Source organism: Cupriavidus sp. OV096 (genome assembly GCF_900115455.1).
Lineage (GTDB): Bacteria > Pseudomonadota > Gammaproteobacteria > Burkholderiales > Burkholderiaceae > Cupriavidus.
This window is the reverse complement of the sequence record NZ_FOWM01000003.1, coordinates 46,411-62,117: the sequence shown is the minus strand read 5'-3', so window position 1 is coordinate 62,117 and position 15,707 is coordinate 46,411. Positions and strand designations below refer to the sequence as shown.

Annotated in this window: 15 protein-coding genes and 1 tRNA gene; 5 read left to right on the top strand and 11 right to left on the bottom strand. The window is 67.1% G+C overall.

Annotated elements, in window-relative coordinates; all coding sequences use genetic code 11:
* Nucleotides 1–31: 31 nt before the first annotated feature.
* Nucleotides 32–107 (top strand) — tRNA-Thr (locus BM115_RS07555).
* Nucleotides 108–208: 101 nt separating this feature from the next.
* On the opposite strand, the gene BM115_RS07550 is transcribed toward BM115_RS07555, so the two are convergent.
* The 4 genes from BM115_RS07550 to BM115_RS07535 form a co-directional block, all read right to left on the bottom strand.
* On the bottom strand, nucleotides 209–493 hold the full coding sequence (locus BM115_RS07550; protein WP_369823392.1) for a HigA family addiction module antitoxin: 285 nt from the start codon (nucleotides 491–493) through the stop codon (nucleotides 209–211).
* A 19-nt stretch (nucleotides 494–512) separates the two neighbouring features.
* Nucleotides 513–791, bottom strand: coding sequence for a type II toxin-antitoxin system RelE/ParE family toxin (locus tag BM115_RS07545; protein WP_092292277.1), 279 nt, complete (start codon nucleotides 789–791; stop codon nucleotides 513–515).
* 295 nt (nucleotides 792–1,086) lie between these two features.
* Nucleotides 1,087–1,542: a response regulator gene (locus BM115_RS07540; RefSeq protein ID WP_177219871.1), complete on the bottom strand. Its 456-nt coding sequence runs from the start codon at nucleotides 1,540–1,542 to the stop codon at nucleotides 1,087–1,089.
* A 190-nt stretch (nucleotides 1,543–1,732) separates the two neighbouring features.
* Nucleotides 1,733–3,346: a DUF342 domain-containing protein gene (locus BM115_RS07535; protein ID WP_092292275.1), complete on the bottom strand. Its 1,614-nt coding sequence runs from the start codon at nucleotides 3,344–3,346 to the stop codon at nucleotides 1,733–1,735.
* A gap of 262 nt (nucleotides 3,347–3,608) precedes the next feature.
* Between BM115_RS07535 and BM115_RS07530 the strand changes: the two genes are divergently transcribed.
* Complete coding sequence (locus BM115_RS07530) at nucleotides 3,609–4,451, top strand: class I SAM-dependent methyltransferase (RefSeq protein WP_092292273.1); 843 nt, start codon at nucleotides 3,609–3,611, stop codon at nucleotides 4,449–4,451.
* A 24-nt stretch (nucleotides 4,452–4,475) separates the two neighbouring features.
* Here BM115_RS07530 and BM115_RS07525 read toward each other — a convergent pair whose 3' ends face one another.
* Entirely contained in the window at nucleotides 4,476–5,069 is a 594-nt protein-coding gene (locus tag BM115_RS07525) for a DUF1415 domain-containing protein (RefSeq protein ID WP_092292271.1), read from the bottom strand.
* A 55-nt stretch (nucleotides 5,070–5,124) separates the two neighbouring features.
* On the bottom strand, nucleotides 5,125–6,234 hold the full coding sequence (locus tag BM115_RS07520) for an acyltransferase family protein (RefSeq protein ID WP_092292269.1): 1,110 nt from the start codon (nucleotides 6,232–6,234) through the stop codon (nucleotides 5,125–5,127).
* A 157-nt stretch (nucleotides 6,235–6,391) separates the two neighbouring features.
* Here BM115_RS07520 and BM115_RS07515 point away from each other — a divergent pair, with 157 nt between their 5' ends.
* A complete protein-coding gene (locus BM115_RS07515) occupies nucleotides 6,392–7,654 on the top strand; it encodes a TIGR03862 family flavoprotein (RefSeq protein ID WP_092292267.1) in 1,263 nt (420 codons plus the stop codon).
* Between the two features lie 3 nt (nucleotides 7,655–7,657).
* Here BM115_RS07515 and BM115_RS07510 read toward each other — a convergent pair whose 3' ends face one another.
* Both BM115_RS07510 and BM115_RS07505 read right to left on the bottom strand, forming a co-directional pair.
* Nucleotides 7,658–9,277, bottom strand: coding sequence for an NAD(P)/FAD-dependent oxidoreductase (locus tag BM115_RS07510; protein ID WP_092292265.1), 1,620 nt, complete (start codon nucleotides 9,275–9,277; stop codon nucleotides 7,658–7,660).
* Entirely contained in the window at nucleotides 9,261–9,644 is a 384-nt protein-coding gene (locus BM115_RS07505; protein ID WP_092292263.1) for a hypothetical protein, read from the bottom strand. The genes BM115_RS07510 and BM115_RS07505 overlap by 17 nt, the downstream gene beginning before the upstream one ends.
* A gap of 176 nt (nucleotides 9,645–9,820) precedes the next feature.
* On the opposite strand from BM115_RS07505, the gene BM115_RS07500 reads away from it, so the two are divergent.
* Together BM115_RS07500 and BM115_RS07495 are read left to right on the top strand one after the other, a co-directional pair.
* Nucleotides 9,821–11,269 (top strand): aminotransferase-like domain-containing protein, encoded by a 1,449-nt coding sequence (locus tag BM115_RS07500; protein ID WP_092292261.1) that lies wholly within the window; start codon nucleotides 9,821–9,823, stop codon nucleotides 11,267–11,269.
* A gap of 90 nt (nucleotides 11,270–11,359) precedes the next feature.
* Complete coding sequence (locus BM115_RS07495) at nucleotides 11,360–12,892, top strand: sensor domain-containing diguanylate cyclase (RefSeq protein WP_177219870.1); 1,533 nt, start codon at nucleotides 11,360–11,362, stop codon at nucleotides 12,890–12,892.
* Between the two features lie 24 nt (nucleotides 12,893–12,916).
* On the opposite strand, the gene lpxO is transcribed toward BM115_RS07495, so the two are convergent.
* The 3 genes from lpxO to BM115_RS07480 form a co-directional block, all read right to left on the bottom strand.
* The gene (gene lpxO, locus BM115_RS07490; RefSeq protein WP_092292257.1) at nucleotides 12,917–13,819 is read right to left on the bottom strand and encodes a lipid A hydroxylase LpxO; all 903 of its coding nucleotides are present in this window, start codon (nucleotides 13,817–13,819) and stop codon (nucleotides 12,917–12,919) included.
* Nucleotides 13,820–13,930: 111 nt separating this feature from the next.
* Nucleotides 13,931–14,242: a hypothetical protein gene (locus BM115_RS07485; protein WP_092292255.1), complete on the bottom strand. Its 312-nt coding sequence runs from the start codon at nucleotides 14,240–14,242 to the stop codon at nucleotides 13,931–13,933.
* A 39-nt stretch (nucleotides 14,243–14,281) separates the two neighbouring features.
* Nucleotides 14,282–15,697, bottom strand: a complete 1,416-nt coding sequence (locus BM115_RS07480; protein ID WP_092292253.1) for a DUF2252 domain-containing protein — start codon at nucleotides 15,695–15,697, stop codon at nucleotides 14,282–14,284.
* Nucleotides 15,698–15,707 lie beyond the last annotated feature (10 nt).

Sequence of the window (15,707 nt, the reverse complement as noted above, 5' to 3'; positions counted from 1 at the left end):
ACGCAAGGCGCTGCAAACACTCAACGGTGTTGCCGAAGTAGCTCAGTCGGTAGAGCAGCTCATTCGTAATGAGAAGGTCGGGGGTTCGATTCCTCTCTTCGGCACCAACAGCATTACCGGCGACGCCAGTTTTTCCGCGTCGCCTTCAAAAACCCGCACCGCGCAAGCGCTGCGGGTTTTTTCATGGGCGGCGCACTTGGGGCGAAGCTCAGGTCGCGGGCTGGAGCGAGCGCACGCGCAGCTCGCTGCGGTACTGGTCCACCTGCCACAGGTCGTACGCGGCCTGATGCGCGAGCCAAGACTCGGCGCTCTTGCCGAACGCCAGTTCAAGCCGAACCGCCATCTCCGGCGTGATGCCAGCCCGGCCATTCACGATCTCGGAAACCGTCTTCCGCGAAACATCGAGCGCCGCGGCGGTATCGGTAATCGTCAGCCGCAGCGGCTCGAGCCAAAGCTCCGCAAGCAACTCGCCCGGATGCGGTGGATTGTGCATGCGCATGGCGCCCCTCTCACTAGTGATAGTCAATGTAGTTGACGATGTGCGCGTCCCCGTTCTCGAACCGGAAGGTCACCCGCCAGTTCGCCTGCACCGTCACGGCCCAAAGCTCCGCGCGGTCGCCCTTGAGCGCGTGCAGTCGCAAGCCGGGCGCATCCATATCGCGCGCCGAGGCTGCCTCGTCCAGCAGCGCCAGGATCAGCCGCAACCGCTTGGCGTGCATCGCGGGAATCGCCGCCGTGCTGCCTGTGGTGAAGAAGCGTTCGAGACCCTTGTGCGCAAATGAGCGAATCATGGTGAGACGGCAATCGTCGGCGGAGAGTGTAACCCCTAGGGTTACGTAACGCAAAGATTCCTCTCAATCGCCACGTTCGCGACCCGCCAAAAAGAAAAGCCAACCCGCTAGCAGGTTGGCTTTTCTGATTCCAGTGCCTCGTGATCCGGTTCCGCGTAACGCCTTCGCAGTGTGCTGGACCGCGTCTTCATTCGCTGCCCGGAACTAGCTGTCGCGGATCCTGCGGCACCCCAGGACACGCTTCCAGCTTAGTCCAGATTTCCCGCCATGGTGAGCGTGGTTCAGCGGGCGTCGTTCAGCATGCTCGGCGCGCCGCCGGGACGACGATGGCGTGGGGTGGATGCAGCGGCTGCCAGGCTTCCGAGCGGGGTGCCGGCTGGGGCATGGCGCCCGTGTCGCCCAGCAGGTGCCGGATGCTTGCCTCCAGCCGTTCGATCGAGGCCGATTTCGGCGCGTGCGCCATCACCCTGCAGACCTGTAGCGATGACGGCACGTGCAGCCAGATGTTGTCGGAGAGCAGCAGGATGCGCGCCTGCGGCATCCTGCGATGCAGCCGGCGCAGCAGCGCCCAATTGTCGGTGGACTCGCTCGACATGCCGTACACCACCAGCACCCGCTCGTCGGCCACCGCCAGCGTCCCCACGGCCTCCGGGTCGATGCTGAGGACGGGACCGATGTCCGGCAGGTGCTCCAGCATCCGCAGGATGCCGACCCGCACCAGCGGCTGGCTGTCGATGATGATCGCGCGCATGGCTGTCTCCCCGTTGGTCTTGCCGGGGAGCCATCCGCAAGGGCCATGCCAAAGGAAGAAGGGCAAGCCGATCGGCCCGCAAACCCTTGCCGGACAAGGGAAGACCGCCGCCGGGAAAGCGCGCCGGCGGCGCCGTACAGATGTTACGACAGCCGTAACGTCCGCCCAATCCGCCGTAACACCACGCCGGTCAGGTCACCGAGATCCGGTCGTCCACCACGCGCACCTGGCCACCGGTCTTGTCCTCCATCACCTTGAGGATCTTGTGGCCCACCTGCATCGTCACGCCGCCATGAATGCGCCTTCCCACGGCGATCACCGCCTCGTCGGATGGCTTCATCTGCTCGGTCAGCTTGGCGATCTCGGCGTCCAGTTCGAACAAATCTCGGTTGATCTTGTACATCGTCGCGCGCGCTTTTTCGCGGATGTCGCCGACGGCGCGCTCTGGATGTTTCGCGAAAAACGCGGCCAGTTGCTGGAGCTTGGCCTGCTCCTCCAGGATCTTGCGCCGTTGCTCCTCCAACTCCGCCTTCTGCTGGTCGGCAAACGGGTTGAGGCCCACCTGCACCGTCGTGGCCGTGCCGGCTGGCGCGCCTAGCATGGCGGTGCTGACGCTGGCCAGTGCGCGCGTGCGGCCGCCGCTGATGCTGCCCTGCCCGGTCGGGCTGCCCACGGTCACGCGCTCGCCCGCGGAGACGTCGCTCTGGCGGATGCCGCTTTCCACCACGACCTCGGTGGCCGCCTCGACAATCGCATTCTGGATATAGCGCGCATGCACCGCGCCCTTGCTGCGCACACTCGCAATCTCGCCAGAATCGGCGCCGTGCGCGGTCTCGGCCTTGCCGATGATGCCGCCCTTGACGATGACGTCTCCGCCGGCTTCCACGTGCGCCGCCTCGATCGTGCCGCTGACCACCACGTCGCCGGTCACGCGGACCGACATGCCGGTGCGAATGTCGCCTGACACGCGCAGCGAGCCGTCGAACGTGACGTTGCCGGAGTGCAGGTCCACCGCCTCCACGTCCACTACGGGGCTCACGATCACGCCACTCGGCAGGACGCGCGGCGATCCGGCGATCACGGCCAGCAGCAGCAGCGGGTCGTTGGGGTCGATGGCCACGCCGGTCAGGTCCGCGGCGAACGGCGTATCGATCATCGGGTCAGCCGGGATCGGCTTGCCCAGGATGTCCATGCCGTCCTGGCCCGGGCGGGCCGGGGTGCGGCGCATCAGCGCCGTGCCGGGGTTCACCAGCAGCAGGCTGCCCAGGTCGCGCAGGTCGAAGCGGTCGTCCTCGTTCTCGGTCTGCGCGGGCTTGCGCGGCTGCACCAGGCTGTCGAAGCGCGCTGCCTGGCCCTGCACCGGCGCCACACCGCGCGCGATTTCGCGCCCTTCGCAGCTGCCGGCCTCCAGCGCCACTTCGATGGCCGCCTTGTCGAGCAGCGCCACCACGTTCATCGAGGTCGCCGCGGCGGCAATGTCCTCGATATTGATCGCCCGGCCGCCCTCGGGCGGCATCAGCGTCAGCAGCAGGGACAGCTTGTCAGCAGTGATTTCGAGTTCGAAGGCCCCGTCGAGCAGGCTGCCGATCACGCCGTCGACCTCGCCGTCAGCCAGTTGGCACTGGGTCAGGAAGGCGTTCACCGCGCCCTGGTCGAGCCGCGCGCCGCGCCAGCCATGTTCCTCGAGGCTGGCTTCGAGGGTGGCGCGGTCGGGCGGCAGGCGTCCCGGCTCCGGTGCAAAGCACGCGCGTACGTGGTCCCCTGGCTGGCTCAGTTCCAGGCGTAGTCCGGCGTCGGCTGTCATGTGTCCCCGCTTCTGTGTGGCAGGCGATGGCAGTCCGGCCGGGCCGTGGCCCCGATCCTTCCGCAAGGATCGCCGTTTGCTGCCGCCAACTCTGCTTGTCGTCGATCTTTGATCAACGGCAGTGGGCGGAGTGAACTTTAGCCCACAAAAGTGGGGTATCACTCCTGCTGAGCCCCCCGGAAATCGGGCGATGACGGGCCGGGCGGCGGGATTTCGGTAAACTGTCGCCCTCCGATGTCCCCCGCCGCAGGTTTTGCCCTCCATGTCCAATAGTTACGAAGTCCGTCCCGGCCAGTCCATCGAGCTGCTCAAGGCACTCCACATCCTGACGCGCGACGGCAAGATGAACCAGGACAGCCGCCGCAAGCTCAAGCAGGTCTACCACCTGTTCCAGTTCATCGAGCCGCTGCTGCGCGAGGTGGCGGACGCGCGCGGCGCCGTCTCGCTGGTGGACCATGGCGCCGGCAAGTCCTATCTGGGCTTCATCCTCTACGACCTGTTCTTCAAGGATCTGCCTGAGGAACAGGGCAAGAACTCGCACATCTACGGTATCGAGACCCGCGAGGAGCTGGTGAAAAGCTCACAGGAGCTGGCCGCGCGCGCGGAATTCCCGGGCATGTCGTTCCTGAACCTGTCGGTAGCCGAATCCATCACCTCGCCCGCCCTGCCCGCCACGGTGGACGTGGTGACCGCGCTGCACGCGTGCAACACCGCCACGGACGATGCCATCCGCTTCGCCCTGGCCCGGCAGGCACGCCACATCGTGCTGGTGCCGTGCTGCCAGGCCGAGGTGGCCAGCGTGCTGCGCAAGCACAAGGGCAAGCTGCTGGCCGGCAATCCGCTGACGGAGATCTGGCGCCATCCGCTGCATACGCGCGAGTTCGGCAGTCAGGTGACCAATGTGCTGCGTTGCCTGCAGCTCGAGGCGCACGGCTACCAGGTCAGCGTGACCGAACTGGTGGGCTGGGAACATTCGATGAAAAACGAGTTGATCATCGCCCAGTACAAGGACCTGCCGCGCAAGCGGGCGGCCGACCGGCTCCAGAACGTGCTGGAAACGCTGGGACTCGAGGAAATGGGCGAGCGGTTCTTCACCGCGCCCTGACGGGGCCGCCCGGGCAGGCTGGGGTCAGCCTTCGTCTTGGGATTTTTCCGACATCCACTGCCGATAGCCGTCGACGCCCAGCCGCCGCATGGTGGCCTGGTTGCGCTCGTAGATATCGGCGGCGTCCGGAAACGCCTCGGCGGCGCGCGCGATGCTGTCTTCCCGCAGCAGGTGCAGGATCGGATACGGCGCGCGGTTGGTGTAGTTCTCGATGTCGTCCGGCTCGGTGCCTTCGAACTGGTAGTCCGGGTGGAAGCTGGCGATCTGGAGTGTGCCGGCCAGCCGCAGGCTGCGCAGCAGGCGCTCGGCGAAATACAGGAAGTCGTTGTAGGTGAGGAAGTCCGCCAGCGCGTGCGGCACGATCAGCAGCGTGGTGTCGGTCTGTGCCGGATCGGCGTCCGCCAGCCCGCGCAGTTCACCCTCAAGTTCCTCGAGCAGGTCTTCCGCCCCCATGGCCGGGCTGACCACGTAGCGCACCTGATCCTTCACATAGACGCTCTTGGCGAACGGGCACAGGTTCAGGCCGATGACGGCGCGCGACAGCCAATGGCGCACGGCCTCGACGATCTGGGCATCGGTGGCATCGGCAGCATCGGCGGAATCAGGAAAGGCAGGCATGGCGGGGACAGCGGCTGGCAAAGCGCCATTCTACGCCCCGCCCCTGCCTCCCAAGTCAGGCCATGCGCGCCTTTTCTCGCCCCACCCGCTTGAGCGGCCGGCCATTGAACAGGTCGCCGATGGGCCCCATGCGATCCAGCATCCAGGCGATGGCGCACAGCAGCCCCAGCTCGATCAGCGCCATCACCCACCACCAGTTGCCCAGCCGCGCCACTTCCACGCCGGCGCGGGTGGCCGTCTCGAACACGACCTTGTTGACGAGGTAGTTGAAGCCGAACACGGGCAGCGTATGCGTGCCGAGCCAAACCACCGCGCGGGAGGTTGGCAGCAGCACCACCACCTGCCACAGCAGCGCGGTGCCGGCGAAGGCTGCGAGCAACGTCATCGCCATCGCCATGGGCGTGGTGCCGATGCGGTTGCGCGACACATTCAATACATCCGGCGCATGCCGGACGGCCAGCACCCAGACCGCCAGCGTGACCACCAGCAGCAGGGCGCGCCGCATGGTCAGCGAGGCCGGCGTGAACTGCATCGGCCCCACCGCCGCGGCACGGGGCCCCTTGCCGCCGCCCATCCAGAGCCCGGCGCCGTAGAACACCATGGCGCAGCCCACGTTGCGCAGCGAAAACGGCCACTCCACCGGGTTCACGTCCGACCACGTACCGCCACCCTGCGTGAAGACGATCCAGACCAGCCCAACGCTGGTCATCAGCGCCCCGGCCACGCTCGGGCCCAGCCGCGACAGCGCGGTGGCCACCACGTCCAGCCAGAACAGGCAGAACAGCGACCACAGCGGCGTGCTCAGGAAATTCCATTCGTTGATGGCGGACCCGGTCATGGTGCCGACAAAGCGCATGGTGAACTCATCGTGGGGAAAGCGGCCGAGCGCCCACGCGACGATGTAAGGTACCGCCAGCACCAGCCCCATGCCCCAGGCCGGCACCACCAGCCGCATGAACTTGCCCCACAGGTGCGAGGCCGGCGCGGCCACCGCCCGCGAGGGCTGGAACACGAGCCCGGCCCGCAGCAGGAAGGCGGGAAAGGCCATCGAGTAGATCGCCCGATACACCGGATCGGGCAAGGCCCAGGCATGGCTGAAGACCACCAGCGCGATGCCGATGCCCCTGCACATGTCGATGGTGGGATTGCGCGGTGCTGAGCTCATGGAAGCCTCCTCTGTTTCGCACGAGTCTGGCCGGCGCCGGGAGCGCCCGCTGTGCGCCACCGCACGTCCGCGCACGGTCGTGGTGCCGGGGCGCTGTCACCTATAATGCGCGGCGTCCCGCGTCTCTTCCCCCTGCTCCGCCAACCGGCAACCGCCCATGTCCGCCTCCTCCATTTCAGCATCCGCCCCGTCTGGCACGCCCCACGCCGTGGTCATCGGCGGCGGGCCGGCCGGGTTGATGGCGGCCGAGGCGCTGGCCGGGCGCGGCGTCGCGGTAGACGTCTACGACGCCATGCCCTCGGTCGGCCGCAAGTTCCTGATGGCCGGCAAGGGCGGCATGAACATCACGCATGCCGAGCCCGCGCCGGCCTTCCTGGCGCGCTACGGGCAGCGGGCCGACCGCATCGCGCCACTGCTGGCCGAGTTCGACGGCCCGGCGCTGCGCGCCTGGGTGCACGGGCTCGGCATCGACACCTTCGTCGGCAGCTCAGGCCGTGTCTTCCCCACCGAGATGAAAGCCGCGCCGCTGCTGCGCACATGGTTGCATCGGCTGCGGGAATCGGGCGTGCGCGTGCACACCCGACATCGCTGGCTGGGCTGGGACGATGCAGGCCAACTCCGCTTCGCCTCGCCGGCGGGCGAATCGACGGTGTCGGCGCCAGCCGTGGTGCTGGCGCTGGGCGGCGGCAGCTGGGCGCGACTGGGATCGGACGCAGCCTGGGTACCCTGGCTCGCCGAACATGACGTGACCATCACCCCGCTGCGCCCCGCCAATTGCGGATTCGACGTGGACTGGTCCGATGTCTTCCGCGAGCGCTACGCCGGCCAGCCGGTGAAATCCGTGGCGATGGCGGTCACCACGCCGGACGGCACGCCGCTGCATCGCCAGGGCGAGTTCGTGATCAGCGCGACCGGCATCGAAGGCAGCCTGTTCTACGCGCTGTCCGCCCCGATCCGCGATCTCATCGAACGGGATGGCAGCGCCGAGATCCGCCTGGACCTGGCGCCCGGCATGAGCGCGGCGCGCGTGGCCGACGAGATCGCCCGCCCGCGCGGCTCGCGCTCGGTGTCGAGCCACCTGCAGAGCAAGCTCGGCATTACCGGGGTCAAGGCAGGGCTGCTCTATGAAGGCGTGTCGAAGGCCGACATGCATGATCCGGCCGCCCTCGCGGCGGCCATCAAGGCGCTGCCGCTGCGGCTGGTGCGCGCGCGGCCCATCGACGAGGTCATCAGCACGGCCGGCGGCGTCGCGTTCGAGGCGATGAACGATCACCTGATGCTCAACGCCATGCCGGGCGTGTTCTGCGCGGGGGAGATGCTGGACTGGGAGGCGCCCACCGGCGGCTATCTGCTGACAGCCTGCTTCGCCAGTGGGCGGATGGCCGGCCTGGGCGCGGCCAACTATCTGATGGGTATGTAACGGCTAGCTGTTGGCGATGTCGAGCGCCACGGCTTCGGCCACCTCGATACCGTCGATGGCGGCCGAGTAGATCCCGCCCGCATAGCCGGCGCCCTCGCCCGCCGGGTACAGCCCCTTCACATTGATGCTCTGGTAGTCGTCGTTATTGCGCCGGATCCGCAGCGGCGACGACGTGCGCGTCTCCACCCCGGTCAGCACGGCGTCGTGCATCGCAAACCCGGCAATCTTCTTGTCGAGTTCCGGCAGCGCCTCGCGGATCGCGTCAATCACATAGTCCGGCAGCGCCGTGCTGAGGTCCGTCGGCGTCACGCCCGGCTTGTACGAGGGCTCGACCGAGCCCAGCGCCGTGGACGGCCGTCCCGCGATGAAATCCCCCACCAGCTGGCCCGGCGCGCGGTAGTCGCTGCCGCCGAGCACGAAGGCACGCTCCTCCCAGTGACGCTGGAGGGCGATGCCGGCCAGCGGGCCACCCGGGAAATCGACCTCCGGCGTGATACCCACCACGATGCCGGCGTTGGCGTTGCGCTCGGCCCGGTAGTACTGGCTCATGCCGTTGGTCACCAGCCGGCCCGGCTCGGATGCCGCCGCCACCACCGTGCCGCCCGGGCACATGCAGAAGCTGTACACCGCGCGCCCATTGCTGGCGTGGTGCACCACCTTGTAGTCCGCCGCGCCCAGCAGCTTGTTGCCAGCGAACTTGCCGAAGCGGCTGCGGTTGATCAGCCCCTGCGGATGCTCGATGCGGAAGCCCAGCGAGAACGGCTTGGCCTCCATGAACACGCCGCGGTCGTGCAGCATGTGGAAGGTGTCGCGCGCGCTGTGGCCCACGGCCAGCACCACGTGGTCGCACTCGAGGTAGTCGCCGGTGGAGAGCTTGAGCCCGCGCACCTGGCCGTTCTCGATGTCGATGTCGTCCACGCGCGTCTCGAAGCGGATTTCGGCGCCCAGCGACAGCATCTCGGCGCGCATCTTCTCCACCATGCTCACCAGCCGGAATGTGCCGATGTGGGGCCGCGCCTTGAAGAGGATGTCCTCGGGTGCGCCCGCGCGCACAAATTCATCGAGCACCTTGCGACCGTAGTGGCGGGGGTCCTTGATCTGGCTGTAGAGCTTGCCGTCCGAGAACGTGCCCGCGCCGCCTTCGCCAAACTGCACGTTCGACTCGGGATTGAGCACGCTCTTGCGCCACAGGCCGAAAGTGTCCTTGGTGCGCTCGCGCACTTCCTTGCCGCGCTCGAGGATGATCGGGCGGAAGCCCATCTGCGCCAGCAGCAGGCCCGCCAGCAGCCCGCACGGACCCAGGCCGATCACCACCGGGCGCAGCGTCGGCCCGCCCGCCGGGGCCTGTGCCACGAAGCGGTACGTCATGTCGGGCGTCACGCTCCAGTTGGGCTTGCCGGCCATGCGCTGGAGGGCGGCGGCCTCGTCGCGGACTTCGATATCGACGATGTAGGTCAGCTTGATATCGGCGCGCTTGCGGGCATCGTGCGCGCGGCGGAAGACGGTGAACGCGACCATCCCGTCGCCTTTGACACCGATCTGCGCGAGGTGGCTGCGCACGGCTGCCTCCAGGTCGCTCTCGGTATGGTCGAGCGGGAGTTTGACTTCACTTAGACGTAGCATGGGGAACGGGTATTTCAGCGGCCTTGGTGTCTGGTGGCCGGGCGTTACCCAGCAGGAGGCCAGATCGGCCGAAGCGGGATTTTATCAGTCGCCACCATCCCGGGGGCGGCGACGGCTGCATGATGTGCACGGTTGCCGCGCCGTGGGCCGCCAGCGTGGTCCAGCCGGCGATGCCGGCGATGTACACCGCGCCGGGCGTGAGCGTGGCGGCAGGCCGGCTAACCGTCTCGGCCAGCCAGGTTGGCGGGCCCGCCACGGTCAGGCGACCGGATGCGAGGTGCACCACGGCGCCGGGCTTCAGGTGCAGCTTGAGCCACTGACCGGCGGCCAACTGGTAGGTTTCGGTCGAAAATTTCGCTTGGGACATGATCGCGCTCCGGGGTCCAGAATCAGGTTTCCAGCCTATCCGGCGACCCGCCAAGCCAACAGGCACAAGGGATTGCGGGTGCGACCAGAACAGATCGCACAGTCCGGCTCTGTTACGATACAGACACCCTTCATCTGTATCTGTTGTGCCCGCGCCCCGTGGGCGATGATCGCGCCATGACTGCCACGCACCCCTCCCTCCCCCTTTATCAACAGGTGGCCGGCCACTACCGGCAGGCCATCGCCGCCGGCACGCTGGCCGTGGGCGACCGCATGCCGTCGGTGCGGTCGCTGATGGGGCTGCATGAGGTGAGCCTGTCCACGGCGCTCCAGGCGTGCCGGGAGCTGGAAACCGCGGGCCTGCTCGAAGCGCGGCCGCGCTCGGGCTACTTCGTGCGCGCGCCGTCGCGCCCGGCGCTGGCGCAGATCGAGGAACCGGCCGCCGGCCTGCCTGACCCGGCGCAATACGTCGGCATCCATCAGCGCATCTCGGCCATCCTCGCGCGCGGCCAGCATCGCGATATCAAGATCAACTTTGGCGGCGCGTGCGGCGCGCCCTCGCTCTACCCCACCGCTGCGCTGCGCACCGCCACGGCTCGCGCGCTGCGGCGCTATCCCGATCTCTTCGGCACCGCAGCCGAGGCGGACGGCCACCCGTCCCTGCGCGCCGCACTCGCCCGGCACGCGCTGCGCTCGCGGATCCAGCTCGCGCCTGAGGACGTCGTCGTCACCCACGGCTGCACCGAGGCGCTGAACCTCGCCCTGCGCGCCGTGGCCAAGCCTGGCGATGTCATCGCCGTGGAATCGCCCACGTATTACGGTTTGTTGCAGATTCTCGAGAGCCTGGGCATGCGCGCGCTCGAAATCCCGTGCAGCCCGCAGACCGGCATCTCGCTGGAGGCGCTGGAACTGGCCGCGCAGACCTACGACAACATCAAGGCCGTGGCCGTGGTGCCGAATCTGCAGAACCCGCTCGGCTGCGTCATGCCCGACGCGCACAAGCAGCGCCTGGTGGCGTGGTGCGAGGCGCGCGGCATCACGCTGATCGAGGACGATAGCTGCGCCGCCACCTACGAGGGCGAGACCCCGCTCGCGGCGGCCAAGACGTGGGATACAACGGGCAACGTGATCCACTGCGCCTCGCTCCACAAGGTGCTGGCACCGGGCATGCGGCTGGGCTGGATCGCCGCCGGCAAGTGGCAGGCGCGCGTGGAGATGCTCAAGTTCGGCCTGTCGCGCCCCAACGAGATGCTCGCGCAGATCGCCGTGGCCGATTTCATGGGCACCGGCGCGTTCGAGCGCCATCTGCGCCGCCTGCGCGAGCAGTTGCGCATCCAGCGCGAATGGATGGCGCAGGCTGTGGCGGGCAGCTTTCCGGCCGGCACGCGGCTCACGCTGCCGCGCGGCGGGCTGCACCTGTGGATCGAGTTGCCGGCCGGGATGTCGTCCGAAGCCGTCTTCGAGGAGGTATTGACCCATGGCATCCGAGTCATGCCTGGCTCGATGTTCTCGAATTCGAACCGCTTCGATCACTATCTGCGGCTCAACTGCGGCAATCCGCGCGAGCCGGCGCTCGAACGCGCGTTGGAAACGGTGGCCGGCGTGGTGCGTCGGCTGGCACCCTGACGCCGCCCTGCCCTCCCGCTCCCCCGCGCCCGGCACCGTTCTTGCGAGACTTCCGCTAGGATTTGTCCCAAAATGGCGGCGCCCTCGCCTATGCTTGTGCGCGGACACCGACTACCAGAACCAGGGAGAGCAAACTTGGGCAGTGCACCCGCCGCTTCGCGGCTCGACGACGATTATCAAACGCTGTTTCAGCTCGCGCCTGTCTCGCTCTGGCTCGAGGACTTCAGCGCCGTGCGGCTGGCCTTCGATCAACTGCGCGCGGACGGGGTCACCGACCTGCGCGCCTATCTGCGCGAGCGCCCGGCCGAAGTGGCGCGCTGCTCGGCCCTGATCCGCGTGCTCGACGTCAACCGCCGCACGCTCGACCTCTTCCGCGCCGCCGACCTGGCGGACCTCGTCGCCAACCTCGACACCGTGTTCCGTGACGACATGTTCGACCAGCACGTCGAGGAACTTGGCCAGCTCTGGGACGGCGGCCGGCACTTCGCCAGCCAGACCGTCAACTACACGCTCGACGGCGAACGGCTCGACATCCGGCTCGACGCCACGGTCATGCCGGGCCACGAGCAGGACTGGTCGCGCGTGCTGTTGTCGATCGAGGACATCACCACGCGCGTGCGCAGCGAGCGCGACCTGCGCCGCAGCCAGCAATACGCTCAGGGACTGTTCGAACACTCGCCGGTCTCGCTCTGGGTGGAGGACTTCAGCGCGGTGAAGATGCTGCTGGACGAGGTGCGCGCGGCCGGCATCACCGATTTTCGGACCTTTCTGAATGTGCACCCGGACTTCGTCTCGCGCTGCATGCAGGAGATCCGCGTGCTCGACGTCAACCAGCAGACGCTGACGATGTTCGCCGCGCCGAGCAAGGACATCCTGCTGTCCCGGCTGGGCGACGTGTTCCGCGACGACATGCGCATCCACTTCGCCGAGCAACTGATCGACCTCTGGCACGAAAAGCTCTGGCAGCAGCGCGAAGTTATCAACTACGCGCTCGATGGCCGCTCGGTGGACGTATTCATGCAGTGGTCGGTCTTCCCGGGCCGGGAGGCGGACTGGGATCAGGTGTTGGTGTCGCTGACCGACATCACCGCGCGCAAGAAGGCCGAGGCCTACGTCGAGTTCCTGGGCAAGCACGACGTGCTGACCAAGCTCTACAACCGCGCGTATTACGAGGATGAACTGGCGCGCCTGGGCCGCAAGGGTCCGTGGCCGGTCAGCGTGGTGGCGGTGGACCTCAATGGCCTGAAGCAGGTCAACGACCAGTACGGCCACGGCGACGGCGACGCGCTGCTGCGCCGCACGGGCGAGGTGCTCAAGAAAGCCGTGGGCGAGCAGGCCTGCGTGGCCCGCATCGGCGGCGATGAATTCATGGTTTTGCTACCCGGCAACGACGAACGCGGCGCAGCCACGGTGGTCGATCAGATCCAGCAGGTGGTGGAGCTGAACAACCAGTTCTATCCGGGTGCGCGGCTGTCGTTTTCGATTGGCGCCGCCACGTGCACGCAGGGCGACCGGCTGACCGATACGGTCAAGCTGGCCGACAGCCGCATGTACGAGGACAAGCGTGCGCACTACGAGGCCGTGGGCGCCGAGCGTCGGCGGACGGGTGCCGCCGAGCCCTGACTATCGGGAAATCGATCGCAAAAATCAGAGGAAAACGATCAGCGCGACGCCGCCGAGGATCAGCCCGAACTTGGTCACGTAGTAGACGTTCTTGTTCCAGGACTTGAAGCGGCGGCGGTACTGACCGCCCAGCCAGACGAAGCGGAACAGCTTGTTGATGGCGCCGGTCTGGTCGGATTCCTCGTTCGGCGAGCTGGCGGCCGTCATCACCTTGCGGCCCAACCAGTGGTTGACCGCGGCGGTCCAGCGATAGCGCATCGGACGCTCGATGTCGCAGAACAGGATCAGGCGATCCTTGTCGCTGCGGTTCTCGGCCCAGTGCAGGTAGGTTTCGTCGAACACCACGCCGTGGCCATCGCGCCAGCTATGGCGCTCGCCGTCCACCTCGATGAAGCAGCGGTCGTCGTTCGGCGTGGACAGTCCCAGGTGATAGCGCAGCGAGCCGGCAAACGGGTCGCGGTGCGGGTTCAGCTTGCCGCCCGGCGGCAGCTCGGCAAACATCGCCGCCTTCACGGTCGGCAGTTCGCGCAGCAGCGCCACGGTCTTCGGGCACAACGTCTCGGCGGACGGGTGCTGCGCCTCGTACCATTTCAGGTAGAAACGCTTCCAGCCGTACTTGAAGAACGAGTTGAAGCCGGCGTCGTCATTCTTGTCGGCGGCCTTGATCTTGCGCATCGCGACCAGGGCCAGGCCCTCGTCACGAATCTGCGGCCATGCAGCGCGCAGCTTCTCCAGGTCCGGGAACCGCTCGACGCCAATGTACGGCGTACGCGGCACGCCCGAGAACATGTACATGAAGCAGTTGACCGGCGCCACCAGCGCGGAGTGGTCGAGCAACTGGCGCATGAACGGCAGTCGCACCTTGCCGCGGAAATGCACATACAGGATGGCACCCAGATATGCAGCGACGATAATCCACTTGATCACGCGTAAAACCTCCAGAAATCAGGCCCAGGCCCGATTGAAGCCGGTATTTTATCCAAACGCCGGCCCCCGCGCATCGTGTGATGCACGGGCCGCTTTTTATCGCTGGAGGATTCACGCCCCACCGCGCGACTGGCGGGCGATACGGTCGATCAGCGCCTTGGCGTCGTCGGGCAATCCCTGCAAGGTCAGCAGCCGCGCGTTGAGCACGATGTTCTCGAGCACGAGCTTGGCCGTGGACGCCCAGAGTGTCGCCAACAGCGCTTCCTGCGACATCCCCGACAGCTCCAGTTCCGTCGATCGTTCGGCGATCAGCTTGCAGGCGAGCGCCCGCAGCGCGTCATCGTCGAACGGCAGGTTGGCGTAGTCGATGGGGTCCGCACGCTCCACCTCCACCATCAGTTGCAGCAGCATATCCTCGGTCATCGGCAAACTCCTTAGGACGATTCTGATTTTACGCGGGCATCAAACCTGGAAATCGGCAGCCATGTCGGCATCGGTACGCGCGGCGAGCCGCCCCGACCGGCATGCTGCGGCGAAGGCCTCGTAGTCGCGGTCCACCTGGTCGGCATAGGCGTTGGCGTAGCCCACCAGCGCCTCGGCCATGGCGTCGCTGGTGCCCAGGTAGCCGCTGATCTCCGGCGCCAGGTTGCTCGCCTTGGCATGCGCGCGGGCCAGCGCCCGGCCGCACACGCGCCCGTAGCCGGTCAGCAGTTCGGCATCCATCAGTTCGATCTCGGCCGAGAATTTCATGTCGCGCAACTGCCGGGCGTAGAAGTGGCGGCCGGAGGGCCCCTTGGTCCAACCCAGGAACAGGTCGCTGGCGGCCTGCATCAGGCGCTGCCCTTCCACCACGCGCCGGCCCTCGTGCGTCACCGCCGGGGACTTGAAATAACGCGCCACCACCGATTGCGTGGCCTCCTTGAACTGGAGGAACAGCGGCTTGTCATGGCTGTCCGTGAGTAGCTGGATCAGGCAGCGCGTGCCCACGCTGCCCACGCCCACCACCTTGAAGGCGATGTCCTGGGAGATGAAATGCGAGAGCAGTTCGCGGCGATCGGCGGCCAGCGTGGAGGTGTAATCGCTGAAGCACTTGGCGATCACGTCGGCATCGACGCTCTTCTTCAGCCAGTCGTCGTCCTTCGTGAACAGCGTTTGCTCGCCCCGGATATGGAAGACGGCCGGCGGGGCGTCCAGGATGCGCCAGCGGTGCCCTGAGCGCGCGCTCAGCTTCGGCAGCAGGGTCTCATGCGTACGCGTGGCGGCACGCTCCATCGCGCGGCGGATCTCCTTCTGGGCCGTGGGGTTGAGTGCCTCGGCCAGCAGGCGGTCGAACGTAATGCGGTCGTACCAGGTTTCCAGCACGCCCATTTCCGCATACATGGCCATGCGGTCGCGATAGCTGTTGACCACTTCGCAGACCATATTGTCGGCGGCAGTCTTGCCGTGACGCAGGTGGCGCGCGGCGACGACCATGCTGGCGGTGAGCCGCTTCAGGTCCCACTCCCACGGGCCTGGACTGGTCTCGTCGAAATCGTTCACATCGAACAGCAGCGCGCGCTCGGGCGTGGCAAACCCGCCGAAATTCGAGAGGTGGCAGTCGCCGCAGATCTGGATGGTCATGCCCGAGGCCGGCGTACCCGCAAGGTCGTGCGCCTGGACGATCGCGCTGCCTCGGAAAAATGTAAACGGGGACTGGATCATGCGCCCGTAGCGCAAGGGCACCAGCCGCTCCACCCGGCCAGCGCTGCTGGTCTCGAGTAGCGGAATCGGGTCCCGATCCACGTTGCCGACCGCTGCGTGTGTCCGTCGCGGCACCAGTTGGCGCAGCGCCTTGCCACGGGCGCGCCGTTCGTTCAGATCCGCTACATGTTCCACCATGCCTCCATGC